The organism is Archangium gephyra (genome assembly GCF_042230915.1).
Lineage (GTDB): Bacteria > Myxococcota > Myxococcia > Myxococcales > Myxococcaceae > Archangium > Archangium gephyra_B.
On the sequence record NZ_CP102578.1, the window covers coordinates 3,823,012 to 3,835,701 of the forward strand.

Sequence of the window (12,690 nt, forward strand, 5' to 3'; positions counted from 1 at the left end):
CTCCCTGGGTTCATAGCTTTCCAGGGCGGGCAGGCAGGGCACCGGAGAGGATTCCGCCGAGGGGGGCGCGGGAGAATGCCATGCAAGATGGCGATGAGACTGCTGACAGGCCCATCGGCTGGCAACGATCGGCCTCTCGGCCTGATGAGTTCCTGGAGGGGCTGTCCGGGGAGTCGGACCTGGACGACTCCTTCCTCCGGGAAGTAGCCCATGTGCCCGTGCCCTTGCGCAGGCCCATGCCCGGAGAGCGCCTGGGGGGCCAGGATGGGCGCCGGTTCAAGCTCCTCGAGGAGCTGGGCGCGGGCGCCATGGGCTGGGTCCTCAGTGCCTGGGACGAGCAGCTGCGGCGGGAGGTGGCCCTCAAGTTCCTCGTGCCGCGCGAGGAGCTGGCGGGCCTGGCGCTGGCGGAGGCGCGGGCCATCGCCCGGTTGGATCACGAGAACATCGTCCGCATCTTCGATGTCGCCGAGTGGACCGGGCGCCCGTCCGAGCCTCGCATTCCCTTCCTGGTGATGGAGCGCCTGGAGGGCGAGTCGCTCGCCCATGTGATGCAGCGCGAGCGGCCCGGGCTGCGGCGCACGCTGGAGATCATGATGTCCGTGGCCGCGGGGCTGGCGCACGCCCACGAGCACCACATCGTCCACCGCGATCTCAAGCCGAGCAACGTCATCATCACCCGCAAGGGCGTGGTGAAGCTGCTCGACTTCGGGCTGGCGTACCTGCTGGACCCGACCACCGCGCTGGCGCCGCGGCTGCCCATGGCGGGCACGCCGCCCTACATGGCGCCGGAGCAGTGGCGGGGCGAGGCGTTGGACGAGCGCACCGACCTCTGGGCCGCGGGCGTGCTGCTCTACGAGATGCTCACCGGGGAGCTCCCCTACCTGACGGCGAACCTGGAGGAGCTGCGGGCCCGGGTGCTGTCCCCCGAGCCGGTGCCCCTGTTGCGCGAGCGCCACCCGGAGCTGCCCTGGGAGCTGGAGTCGCTGCTGGCCGTGATGTTGGCGAAGGATCCTGCCCGGCGGCTGCTCTCCGCGGCCGAGCTGAAGGACGAGCTGCGCGAGCTGGAGGAGCACCTGCGTCCCGGGCGCAAGCAGCCGCGCAACGTGGCGCCCCAGCGGCGGCAGGTGACGTTGGTGGCGTGCAAGCTCGAGGGGCTCGCCAGCCTCGCGGGGGGAATGGACGCCGAGGACTTCGGCGAGTGGGAGGCGGCCTTCCATCGCGGCTTCTCCAAGGTCATCCAGCAGCACGGGGGCTTCGTCACCCTGTGCATGGGCGACGAGGCGTTGGCGTGCTTCGGCTACCCGGTGGCGCGCGAGGGGGACTCGGAGCGCGCCGTGCACGCGGGCATGATGCTGGTGCCCTCCATCCGCGAGGCACTCGGGGAGCGGCTGCCGTGGCAGGACCGGCTGGAGCTGAAAGTCCAGGTGGGCATCCACACCAGCATGGTGATGTTGGACGATCTGCCCCAGGAGCTGCGGGGGCGCACGCCCGGCATCCAGGGGGAAGCGCCGAAGGTGGCGGCCTGGCTGGCGCTCCAGGCCGGGCCCGACGAGGTGGTGCTCAGCCACGAGTCCCATGCCCTGGTGCAGCGCGCCTTCGAGACGGAGCCGCTCGGTCCCCGCTTCTACGAGGGCGTGCGCAGCGTCCGGGTGTTCCGCGTGCTGGGCGTGCGCCGGACGGTGTCCCGGTTCGATCGGACGCTGGCGGTGGGCGGTGGGCTCACCCCGCTGGTGGGGCGGGAGCGGGAGGTAGAGGAGCTGCTCGCCCTCTGGGCCCGGGCCCGGGCGGGGGAGGGGGGCTTCGTGTTGCTCTCGGGCGAGGCGGGCATGGGCAAGTCCCGGATCATCCAGGAGCTGCGCGAGCGCATGGGCCGGGAGCAGGCGCTGACGCTGCGGCTGCAGTGCTGGTCCCAGTTCTCCACCAGCGCCTTCCATCCCCTCATCGACGCGTTGCAGCGGCTGTGGCTCTCTCCGGAGCGGGATGCGCGGGAGAACCTGCGCGTGCTGGAGGAGTGGCTGGCCCCCTGGGAGCTGAAGCCCGAGCAGGTGCGCCAGCTGGGCGCACTGCTGTCCCTGCCGGTGGAGGAGACGCCCGCGCACCTGCGGCTCACGCCGGAGCGGCAGATGGAGGAGCTGCTGGACGCGCTGGGCACGCTGCTGCTGCGCGTGGCCGCGGTGCACCCGGTGCTCCTGGTGGTGGAGGATCTGCATTGGGCCGACCCCTCCACGCTGCGGATGCTGGGCTCCTTGATGGAGCGGATGGGGAGGACGCGTGTGCTCGGCGTCCTCAGCGCCCGGCCCGAGTTCCGCCCGCCCTGGCCCCCGCGGTCCGGGCTGCACCGGCTCTCGCTGGAGCGGATGCCGGCGGAGAGCACCGCGCGGCTGGTGAAGGAGATGACGCGGGGCCGGGCGCTGCCCGAGGAGGTGCTGGAGCAGCTCGTGGCCCGCACGGACGGCATCCCCCTGTTCGCCGAGGAGATGACGCGCATGCTGCTGGAGGGCGGAGCGGCGGCGTCCATTCCCGTCACCCTGCAGGAACTGCTGCTGGCCCGGCTGGACACGCTCCCGCGCCGCCAGAAGGAGCTGGCGTGGTGGTGCGCCGTGCTGGGACGTGGCTTCACGCGCGAGGTGCTCGTCACCGTGACGGGCCTGCGCGAGGCCGAGTTGCGCAGGGACCTGGCCGGGCTGGTGGCGGCGGGCTTGCTGCAGCGCTACGACGAGGGCTCCGGGCCCAGCTACCAGTTCCGGCACGCGCTCATCCAGGAGGCGGCGTACCAGTCGCAGACGCGTGGGGTGCGGCGCGAGCACCACCGGCGCATCGCGCTCGCCCTGGTGGAGCATTTCCCCGCCATGGTGGAGGGCCGGCCCGAGCTGCTCGCCCATCATTATACGGAGGCTGGGGAGGTGAAGCCGGCCATCCGCGCCTGGAAGCAGGCGGGCCTCCACGCCAGCCGGCGCTACGCGAATCAGGAGGCGGTGAGCCACCTCACCCAGGCGCTGAAGCTGCTGCGGAGCCTGCCGGATGCCGCGTCGCTCCTCCTCGAGGAGCTGCAGCTGCTGCTCGCCCTGGGTCTCCCGCTGGTGCAGGTGCAGGGCTACCAGTCGCCCGAGGTGGCCCGGCTGTATGCGCGCGTCCGGGAGCTCCTGCACGAGATGGGCGAGAGCCCGGCCCTGATCGAGCTCCCGTATTGGGGTGTCTCCGCCTACTACTTCACCCAGATGAAGTTTCAGGAGGCGCATGAGATCAACGAGCTGCTGGTGAACCTGGGCCGGCGCTACTCCAACCGGGAGCTGCTGGTGGCGGGGCACCGGGCGCAGGCCGTGGACTACTTCACCTGGGGCGACATGCCCACGGCGCTGGCGCATATCGAGCAGGCCCTGGCGCACTCCGAGGAGCCCTCGCTCGAGCACCACCGGGCACTCGCCCTGAAGAGGGTGATGAGCCCGCGCGCGACGGCCCTCGTCTTCAGCTCCGTCGTCCATTCGGTGCTCGACGAGCTGGAGGTGGCCCGGAGCCATGCCCAGGAGGCGCTGGAGCTGGCGCGGAAGCTGGGCCATCCCCACTCGCATGCCGTCGTGCTCACCTACGCGGCCGTTGGCGCGCACATCCGCCGCGAGCCCCGGAGAACCCTGGAGTGGGCGGAGCAGGGCATCGCGCTCGCGGGCGAGCACCGGTTCCGGCTCTGGTTGTGGTGGTCCACCCTCTTGAAGAGCTGGGCCCTGGCCGAGCTGGGGCAGGCCGAGGAAGGACTGGCGCTCATGCAGGGGGCGCTCGAGGAGTGGAAGCGCTCGGGCTTCGTGATCGGCACCCTGCACAACTCCGCCATGCTCGCGGACATCTACCTGAAGCTGGGGCGGGCGGAGGAGGGACTGGCTGCCATCGAGCACGCGCTGGCGCCCGAGAAGCTGCGCGCGGGCGAGACGAGCTTCGAGGCCTATGCGCACCTGGTTCGCGCCCAGCTCCTGGTGTTGCGGGGCCGGGCACCGGAAGCCCGCGAGGCGTTCCTCCGGGTCCTCCAGAGCGCACGCGGGCAGGGCGCGCGCATCTACGCGCGGCGGGTCCTGACGGAGTGGGGGCGGTGGCTCGAGCGGCCGGAGCCGCGGCCCGACGAGTCACTCCCGTACTCGTGAGGCCGGCGCTCACGGCACCCGGCGTCCCACCAGCCGCGTGAGGATGTCCTGGAACTCGTCGGGGCCGATGTCCAGCCGCTCGACGACGTACCCGTAGAGCATGGCCGTCGGCACCGAGCGGCCCCCGCGCTCGCGCTCCAACTCGTGCAGCGTGTGCAGGATGATGCGCTCGGCCCGCGTGAGGCCGTCTCGCACGTCGGGGATGTGGTCGCGTGGATCTCCAGGCACTCGCGTCGTCTCCGGGCCCGCCAGCCTACGTCAGCTCCCCTGGTGGGCGTGCCAGCTCCTTCCGCATACGGGGCTGGCCCGTCTTCCCGTGCTTCCGGGGTGGCCATTCCTCCATGCCTCGGGTCAGAATGTGGGCGCACATAGGGAAGAGCGAATGGCCGACAGCCCGATCGACGACAGCATCTGCCCCGAGGAAGGCGCCGTACGTGAGGCCTTGTCGGGACGGTTTCCCGAGGCGGAGGTCGCGCGGCTGCTCGCGCATGCGGAGAATTGCCCCTCGTGCAGCCTGCTGCTGGTGCGCAGTGGCACCCTCGCCTCGTCCGAGGACGTCCCCACCAACGTGGTGGCCTCGCCGGCGCCCCTGGCCGAGACCCCTCCCGAGGAGGTGCTCCCTCGCGGCGCCACGGTGGGCCGCTACATGGTGCTCGAGAAGCTCGGGGCCGGCGGCATGGGCGTGGTGTACGCCGCGTATGACCCCGAGCTGGATCGTAAGCTCGCCCTCAAGCTGCTGCACCCGGGCTCGGACCAGGTGGAGAAGACCGGCGGCCAGGTCCGCCTGATGCGCGAGGCCCAGGCCCTGGCGCGGCTGGCCCACCCCCACGTCATCTCCATCTTCGACGTGGGGACGTGGGGCGAGCGCGTCTTCCTCGCCATGGAGCTGGTGGACGGGCCCTCGCTGCGCGACTGGCTCAAGCAGGGGCCGCGCTCCTGGCGCGAGGTGGTGGAGGTGTTCACCGCCGCCGGACGGGGGCTCGCGGCCGCGCATGCGGCGGGGCTGGTGCACCGCGACTTCAAGCCGGACAACGTGCTGCTGGGCAAGGACGGGCGGGTGCGCGTGCTGGACTTCGGCCTCGCCCGCCAGGCGTCGGCCACCCTGGAGCCCATGCCGCCGCCCTCGGTGCTGCCCCTGTCCGAGCGCAGTGGCTCGCCGCTGGACACGCCCCTCACCCGGGCGGGCCTCGTCATCGGCACGCCGGCCTACATGGCGCCGGAGCTCTACAGCGGGGGCGTCCTCGACGCGCGCTCGGACCAGTTCAGCTACTGCGTGGCCCTCTACGAGGCCCTCTACGGCGAGCGGCCCCATGGCCGGACTCCGGGCCCGCCCTCCACCTGGCGCACCCCGGAGCCGCCCCGGGACGCCGGGGTGCCCGCCAGCCTGCGGCGGCTCGTCCTGCGCGGGTTGGACCCCAAGCCCGAGCAGCGCTTCCCCTCCATGGAGGCCCTGCTCGAGGCGCTCGGCCAGACGCTGCCCATGCGCCAGCGCCACTGGATGGTGGCCGGCGGCCTGTTGCTGCTCTCGCTGGGCGTGGGGCTGCCGCTGCAGATCCACAACGCGGCCGAGCAGCCCTGCCGCGGTGGTGCCCGCCACCTGGAGGGGCTGTGGGACACGGCGCGCAAGGAGACGCTCGGACAGGCCTTCCGCGCCACCGGCAAGCCCAACGCGGACGAGTCCTGGACGCGCACGGCGCAGGTGCTGGACAGCTACTCCCAGGGCTGGGTGTCCATGCACGCCGAGGCCTGCGAGGCCACGCGTGTGCGCGGCGAGCAGTCCGACGAGGTGCTCTCGCTGCGCATGGCCTGTCTGGAGCGGCGGCTGCACGCGCTCCAGGCCCTCACGGACGTCTACTCGCACGCCAACGCCGCGCTGGTAGACCATGCCGCGAAGGCCGCCCACGCGCTGCCCCCGCTGGATGGGTGCGCCAACGTCGAGGCCCTGCGCGCCACCGTCCGCCCGCCGGAGGACCCCGCCACCCGCGAGAAGGTGGAGCAACTGCGGCTGCGGCTCGCCGAGGCGCGGGCCCTCTTCGACAGCGGCCAGTTCAAGCCCGCGCTGGAGCGCATCCGGACGCTCGCCCAGGAGGCCGAGGCCCCGCGCTACCGTCCCCTGCAGGCCGAGGTGCTCGAGCTGCGCGGCGCCCTGGAGGAGAAGGCCGGGGAGCTGGCGGCTTCCGAGGCCTCGCTGCGGCAGGCGGTCTGGGCCGCGGAGGCCGGCCGCCACGACGAGGTCATCGCCTCGGCCTCGGCCCGGCTGGTGCGCTCGGGGATGCTCCAGGCGGAGTTCGAGCAGGGCCGCGAGTGGGCCGAGCACACCCGTGCGGTGCTCGAGCGCATGGGCGGGGATGACCGCATCGAGGCCTTCGTCACCAACGCGCTGGGGGCCATCCTCCTGCGCGAGGACAAGATGGACGAGTCGTTGGAGCACTTCCGCCGGGTGGTGGCGCTGCGCCAGAAGGTCTACCCGGCCGAGCACCCGGAGGTGGCGGCGGGCTTCAACAACCTGGGCGCCGCGCTCACCAAGCTGAACCGCTTCGAGGAGGCGCGCCAGCAGCTCGTGCAGTCACAGGCCATCTACGAGAAGGCGCTGGGCCCCACGCATCCGGAGACGGGCAATGCGTTGCACAACCTGGGGCGCCTGTCGCAGAGCCTCGCGGATGACGCGGCGGCCCTGCGCTACTTCCAGGGCGCCCTGGTGGCACGCGAAGCGGGGCTGGGGCCGGAGCACCCGGAGGTGGCCGCGACGCTCAACTCCATGGGCGACAGCTACTGCGAGCTGCGCCAGTACGCCGAGTGCCTCGCCGTGGCCGAGCGGGGCCTGGCCATCCGCACCAAGGTCTTCGGGCCCAGGCACACGGAGCTGCCGGCCAGCCTGAGGCGGGTAGGGCACGCGCTGGAGGGCCTGGGCAGGAAGGCCGAGGCGCTGGAGCGCTACCAGCAGTCGCTGCGTCTGGCGGAGTCGCTCGAGGAGCCCTATGCCCCCGACGTCGTCTCCGCCCTGGTGGACCTCGCCGAGGCCCTGCGGGCGCGAGGCCGCCGCGCCGAGGCCCTTCCCCACCTCCAGCGCGCGCTCGCCCTGGCGGAGAAGGAGATGGGCCCGGAGTCGCCCGAGGCCGCGTCCGCGCTGGAAGGACTGGCGGCCTGGCAGCTGGAGGGTGGGCAGCACAAGCAGGCCCTCGCGCAGTACCAGCGGGCCCTCGCCATCCAGGAGAAGGACAACCCGCCGGGGCACCCGGCTCTCTTCGCTGCGCTGGTGGGGCTGGGCCGGTGCCAGGTGGCGCTGAACGCTCCGGCCCAGGCAGTGGCGTCGCTGGAGCGGGCGGTGGCGCTGGCGGGCTCCCCGCGCATCGCTCCGGAGACGGCGGCGGACGTCCGCTTCCTCCTGGCACGGACCCTCTGGGAGGCGGGCACGGGCCGCGAGCGGGCACGGGAGCTGGCCACCCGGGCGCACGAGGCCCTCCTCCAGGCGCACAAGGCTCCCGAGGCCGCCCAGGTGACGGCGTGGCTGGCCTCGCACGGGGGCCCCTAGAAGACGCCCAGGGAGGCGCTCCAGGCGCCCGCTGGGCCTGACTGGCCTCCTGGCGGGGCCGTGACATTGACAGGACGTCCGTTAAAACGGATATTGCGTTCGTCCGTTACGGCGGACATGGTTCCGCTATCGGAGAGACCCTCTGTCATGAGTTCGGCTGCCGAAGTGATCAATCTCGATGAGTTCCGGAAGCGGCGTGAGTCCAGGCCTTCGTCGACTCGGTCGCCCGCCCCCATGAGCCTCTGGACGCCGGTGTGGGTGTGGGTCATGGTCTGGCCCACGTGAAATCGGTCCGGGAAAACACCCCTCCCACGGCGGAGGACACAGACGCGACGGCCCCCGCCGCGAAGGGCAGGGCCAAGAAGAAGGAGCAGGGGGCCAAGAAGGCGGAGGCTCCCGCGTCCGAGGCCCCGTCCTCCGAGGAGGAGTGGGCCTACGAGGTGGCGCACGCGGACGCGTCGACGGACCTGGCGCCCATCGTCGGGCGCAACCTGCGCCGGCTGCGCACCCAGCGGGGCCTGTCCCTGGAGCGGCTCGCCAAGGCGTCCGGGGTGAGCCGGGCCATGCTCGGGCAGATCGAGCTGGGCCAGAGCGCGCCCACCATCAACGTCATCTGGAAGATTGCCCGGGCGCTGGGCATCCCGTTCTCGGCGTTGATCAGCACCACGGCCCAGAGCGGCACGCGGTTGATGCGCACCGCGCAGTCCAAGCGGCTGGCCTCCCATGATGGGAGCTTCAGCTCGCGCGCGCTCTTCCCGTTCGACGAGCCCCGGCGCGTGGAGTTCTACGAGCTGCGGCTGGCCGCGCACGCCGAGGAGCGGGCGGACGCGCACCCTCCGGGGACGATGGAGAACCTGGTGGTGACGGCGGGGACGGTGGAGATCGACCGCGGCGACGAGCACCACGTGCTGGCCACGGGTGACGCCATCCTCTTCGAGGCGGACGTGGCGCATGTCTACCGCAACCCGGGCAACACCGAAGCGGTGATGTACCTGGTGATGACGTACGCGGAGACGGTCGGCTAGGCGCTCGAGCCCACCCCGGGTTTTGTGGACACGCCTCCCCGGCGGCGCGGAAGATGGTGCCGTGAAAAAAGGTCCACCGTGGGAAGGGGTGCTGCGCTCGTGGCCCCTGCGGCTCGGTTTGGGGCTGGCCGCCTTCACGGGCGTCTTCTTCCACCGGGTCCTGCTCTCTCCAGACATCTTCGCCTCGCGCGACCTGCTGCGCGTCTACTACCCGTTGCGCCAGTACTGGGCCGAGCGGCTCTCGCGGCTGGAGTACCCCGACTGGTACCCCTACGACGGCCTGGGCCAGCCCTTCACCGGCATGGTCATCTCCGGCGTCTTCCACCCCTCGAACCTGCTCTACCTGCTGCTGCGGCCGGGGCTGGCGCTCGAGCTCAACGTGCTCGCCTGTTACCCGCTGGCCGCGGCCGGGGCGTATGCCTGCGCGCGGCTGTGGGGAGCCCGCCGCCTGGCCGCCCTCTTCGCCGCGCTCGGCTTTGGCTTCTGCGGCTACCAGGTGTCCCTCACCAACAACCTGCTCTACCTCATGGCGGCCAGCACTACGCCCTGGGCGCTGTGGGCCGCCGAGCGCGCCTTCCGCGGCCCCTCGGCCGGGCGGCTCGGGCTGGCCGCGCTCCTGTGCGCGCTCGTGCTCTTCGCCGGGGACAGCCAGGCCTTCGCCGTGTGCTGCACGCTGGTGCTGCTGCTCGGGCTGATCCGGGCGGATGGCTCGCGCCTGGGCCGCCGGCTGGCGGTGACGGGGGGGCTGCTGGGCGCCACCGCGCTGCTCGGCGCCGCGCAGTTGCTGCCCGCGCTGCATGTGCTCTCCCAGGCCCGCCCGGGGGCCAACACCGTGGACGTGGCCCTGCGCTACTCGCTGCACCCGGTGCGCTTGGCCGAGCTGCTGCTCGGGCCCCTCTTCCTCGGTGACGAGGGCATGCTCCTGTCGCGCGGCGTCGCCGAGTACCTCCTCAAGTCGGAGATGGGCAATGTGTGGAGCGACTCGGTGTACTTCGGGTTGCTGCCCGTGGCGCTGGCGGCGCTGACGCTCGGGGTGCACCGCCGCGGCGCACGGGCCTGGCTCATCGCGGCGGTGGCCGGGGCCTTCCTGGTGATGGCGCTGGGGCGCTTCGGTGGGCTGTACGCCCGCGTCTTCGAGTGGGTGCCGCTCTGGCGTCCCTTCCGCTACCCGGAGAAGCTGCTGCCCTGGCTGCTGCTCATCCTCTCGGTGGCCGCGGCGCTCGGGCTGGAGGCGCTCGAAGCGGACGAGGCCCGCCGCCAGCGCTTTGGCCGGGTACTGCTCGCCCTGGGGGCCGCGTGCCTGGTGGCGGTGGGGCTCGAGGTGTTCTGGCACGGCTGGTCCGAGGGGGTGCTCGGGTGGGTGTCGGCGCGGCCCATGCCGGAGGAGCTCCGGGCCCGGTTGGGCGGCCGCTTCATCCAGGGCACGCTGGCCACGGCCGTGGGGCTGGGCGTGGCGTGGGTGGCGCTCACCCGGGTGCGCACGGCCTCCAGGCGCCTGCTGCTGGTGGGGGCGGTGCAGGGGCTGGGGCTGCTCGCGGCCAACGGCGCGGTGTACCAGCTCACCATGCCCGAGGTGCTCGAGCAGCCCACGGCCTTCGTCCAGCTCATCCGCGAGCGCCAGGGCGGCACGGGCCTGGGCGGGGGGCGTGTGCTGGCGGGGGACATGTCCGCCGGGGTGCGGCCCCCGGGGTTGCGCGAGGCGGATGTGACGGCGCTGCAGACGCTCACCTCGCTGCAGCCGGTGACGCCGGCGCTGGCGGGGCTGGAGGGCGCCAACGCCTACCTGCCGGCGGTGAGCAGGTACGTGCTCCCGCCGGAAAAGCGGATGAGCCGGTGGTTGGGGCGGCTGGGGCCGCTCTATGGGGTGCGGTTCGTGAGCCTCCCGGAGAAGGACTTCGAGCGGCTGGGGGGGAGCGGGTACCGGCTGTTGTCGCGGCACCCGGAGCTGTCCCTGGTGCTGCTGGAGGCGCAGGAGGCGCTGCCCCGGGCCTACCTGACGCGGGAGCACTGCGTGGCGGATGCGGACGCGGCCTGGCGCCGGCTGCTGGCGGAGGACTTCCGGCCCGGCCTGGAGGCCACCGTCGAGTGCGCGCGAGAAGTCCCCGCCCCCTCCGGTTCCGAGCCGCTCGGGAGTGTGCGCGTGCTCGCGTACGAGCCGGAGCGGGTGGCGCTGGAGGTGGAGGCGAACGCGGGCGCCCTGCTGGTGCTCAACGACGCGTGGTACACGGGCTGGAGCGCCACGGTGGACGAGGCCCCGGCGGAGGTGCTGCGGGCCAACCTGGCGGTGCGCGGGGTTCGCCTGGGCGAGGGGCGGCACCGTGTCGTCTTCACCTACCGCACCCCGGGAGCACGCTCGGGGTTGGCCCTCACGGGACTCGGGCTGTTGGGGCTGGGGGGATTGGCCTTGTGGGAACGAAGGCGCGCCCGCGCGGGCTCCGCGGTCGCCGCTGGGAGCTAGACCTTTCCGCCCGCTTTCCGGACTAGAACGACAGCCGGAAGTGGATGGACTTTGGCCGGGTGAGCTGGTCGAACCCGAGCGCGCTCAGGCTGTGCCCCCGCCCCGAGTTCTTCACGCCCACCCACGGCAGCGCCGGATCCACCGAGTCGCAGCGGTTCATGTAGACGGTGCCGCACTCGAGCTGGGCGGCGAAGCGGGCAGCGCGCTCGCGGTCCTTCGTCCACACGCTGGCCGTCAGGCCCAGCTCCGAGTCGTTCATCTTCGCGAGCGCCTCCTCGTCCGAATCCACCGGCGCGATGGGCAGCAGGGGCCCGAAGGACTCCTGCTTCATCAGCCGCATCGAGTGGTCCAGGTCGGCGAGCAGCGTGGCCTCGAAGAAGCGGCCCCGGCCGTCCACCTGCGTCCGCTTGCCGCCGGCCACCACGCGGGCGCCCTTGCGCCGGGCGTCCTCCACCAGTTGCTCCAGCTCGGCCGGGTGGTTCGGCTGGGCGATGGGCCCCAGGGTCGTCTTGTCATTCAGTGGATCGCCGAGCACATAACCCCGCACCAGCACCTCACAGGCCTCGAGGAAGCGCTTGTAGAGGGAGCGGTGCACGTAGACGCGTTCCACCGCGCAGCAGCTCTGCCCGGCGTTGTACATGGCGCCGTCCACCACGTTCTCCACCGTCTTGTCGAAATCGCAGTCCGGCGCCACGTAGGCCGGGTCATTCCCGCCCAGCTCCAGGCCCATGTGGAGGAAGCGCTTGGAGGCCGCCTGGACGAGCCGCTGGCCGCCGTACACCGAGCCGGTGAACACGACATGGTCCACGCGCGCATCTCCCATCATGCGCTCACTGGTGGGGTGGTCGCAGTGCAGCGCCTGGACGAGGTGCGGGGGCGCACCGGCCTCGGCGAAGGCTCGGGCGAAGTGCTCCCCGCACAGCGGCGAGCGCGGCGAGTGCTTCACCACCACCGCGTTGCCCGCCAGCACCGCCGGGACCACCACGTTCACCGCCGTGAGCAGCGGGTAGTTCCAGGCGGGAAGGTCCAGCACCACCCCCAGCGGCTCCTTGACAATGCGCCGCTCGAAGCCCGCCTTGTCCGGCAGCACGAGGTCCGCCAGCGCCGTGTCCGCGATGGAGATCATGTAGCGGGCGCGCTCGGCCATTCCGCGAATCTCGCCGCGTGCCTGCCCGAGCGGCTTGCCCATCATCCGGGAGATATCGAGGGCGATGTCGTTGGCGCGCGCCTCCATGGCGGCGACCATGCGCTCGCACCACACCTTGCGCTCGGAGAGACGGCTCGCGCGGGCGGCCCTGGCGGCGGCGCGGGCCTGGTCGAGGACGGTGTTGACGGCCGCCTCGTCCGCGAGCGGGACGGAGCAGGCGACGTCGCCAGTGTACGGATTGTCGACAGTCAGGGTGGTCATGGCCGGCAAGGTAAGGATGCTGGCAAGGCCCCGCCCAAGCCACGGGCCGGCTCTCGTTCGCCGGGCGACGAGCCAGCCGGAGGCGGGGGGGCGCCTCTCCTCCGAACGTGGCTCCTTCTGTTGACTGGTGAAGAGCC

At 72.4% G+C, this 12,690-nt stretch carries 6 protein-coding genes; 4 read left to right on the forward strand and 2 right to left on the reverse strand.

Annotation, left to right across the window (positions count from 1 at the left end; all coding sequences use genetic code 11):
- Positions 1-80: 80 nt before the first annotated feature.
- The gene (locus NR798_RS15390) at positions 81-4,130 is read left to right on the forward strand and encodes a protein kinase (protein WP_375772222.1); all 4,050 of its coding nucleotides are present in this window, start codon (positions 81-83) and stop codon (positions 4,128-4,130) included.
- A 9-nt stretch (positions 4,131-4,139) separates the two neighbouring features.
- Here the strand turns inward: NR798_RS15390 and NR798_RS15395 are convergent, their stop codons facing one another.
- The gene (locus NR798_RS15395) at positions 4,140-4,358 is read right to left on the reverse strand and encodes a hypothetical protein (protein ID WP_375772223.1); all 219 of its coding nucleotides are present in this window, start codon (positions 4,356-4,358) and stop codon (positions 4,140-4,142) included.
- Positions 4,359-4,512: 154 nt separating this feature from the next.
- On the opposite strand from NR798_RS15395, the gene NR798_RS15400 reads away from it, so the two are divergent.
- The 3 genes from NR798_RS15400 to NR798_RS15410 all read left to right on the forward strand — a co-directional run bounded on the left by NR798_RS15400 (position 4,513) and on the right by NR798_RS15410 (position 11,145).
- The gene (locus NR798_RS15400) at positions 4,513-7,662 is read left to right on the forward strand and encodes a tetratricopeptide repeat protein (RefSeq protein ID WP_375772224.1); all 3,150 of its coding nucleotides are present in this window, start codon (positions 4,513-4,515) and stop codon (positions 7,660-7,662) included.
- Positions 7,663-7,943: 281 nt separating this feature from the next.
- Positions 7,944-8,687 (forward strand): helix-turn-helix domain-containing protein, encoded by a 744-nt coding sequence (locus tag NR798_RS15405; RefSeq protein WP_375772225.1) that lies wholly within the window; start codon positions 7,944-7,946, stop codon positions 8,685-8,687.
- A 61-nt stretch (positions 8,688-8,748) separates the two neighbouring features.
- The gene (locus NR798_RS15410; protein ID WP_375772226.1) at positions 8,749-11,145 is read left to right on the forward strand and encodes a YfhO family protein; all 2,397 of its coding nucleotides are present in this window, start codon (positions 8,749-8,751) and stop codon (positions 11,143-11,145) included.
- Between the two features lie 22 nt (positions 11,146-11,167).
- Here NR798_RS15410 and NR798_RS15415 read toward each other — a convergent pair whose 3' ends face one another.
- Positions 11,168-12,553, reverse strand: a complete 1,386-nt coding sequence (locus NR798_RS15415; protein ID WP_375772227.1) for an aldehyde dehydrogenase family protein — start codon at positions 12,551-12,553, stop codon at positions 11,168-11,170.
- Positions 12,554-12,690 lie beyond the last annotated feature (137 nt).

Excerpts from the sequence above, each read along its gene's own strand:
- NR798_RS15390 (WP_375772222.1), top strand. The coding sequence starts at position 81 with ATGCAAGATGGCGATGAGACTGCTGACAGGCCCATCGGCTGGCAACGA.
- NR798_RS15400 (WP_375772224.1), top strand. The coding sequence starts at position 4,513 with ATGGCCGACAGCCCGATCGACGACAGCATCTGCCCCGAGGAAGGCGCC.
- NR798_RS15415 (WP_375772227.1), bottom strand. The coding sequence starts at position 12,553 with ATGACCACCCTGACTGTCGACAATCCGTACACTGGCGACGTCGCCTGC.